Below are 441 nucleotides of genomic sequence, written 5' to 3' on the forward strand. Positions count from 1 at the left end.
CACCAGCACCGCTTGCTCCCCCAGCAGCGCCGCCACCGCTACCGGCCGCGCCAGCGCCGCCGCCAGCCGCGCTGCCGCCAGAACTGGAGCCCATCGAGTCGGTTGCGCCAGCGCCGCTGTCCGAGGCGCCCTCACTGGCCTGGGCTGCGCCTTCGGTGTCTTCGCCGCCGCCACCCTTCTTGCCCTGCGGTAGCGACGCGCGAAAGCTCGCCCCAGAGACGGTGTTGGGGTCAACGAAAGCGAACAGCTTGAACAGGAAGTAGGGCCACAGCAGACCAATGATCGACACGAAACCGCCGACGAGGGCCTGCATCACCTGCGCGGACAGTCCCTGCCCGGCGGCGCTTCCCGCTCCTTGGGCGATGCTGTGACCGATCACCATGCTCAACGCCAGCACGGGCAGCATGAAGATGAGCGCGAGCATCCAGCGCACTCCGGTCC

1 protein-coding gene is annotated in these 441 nt (G+C 68.9%); it reads right to left on the bottom strand.

The features are described 5' to 3' along the window. Positions 1-424: hypothetical protein (locus GO615_RS29960; RefSeq protein WP_211167431.1), on the bottom strand; the 424-nt coding region annotated here is incomplete at its 3' end. Positions 425-441 lie beyond the last annotated feature (17 nt).

The organism is Aromatoleum evansii (assembly GCF_012910805.1).
Taxonomy (GTDB): Bacteria; Pseudomonadota; Gammaproteobacteria; order Burkholderiales; family Rhodocyclaceae; genus Aromatoleum; species Aromatoleum evansii.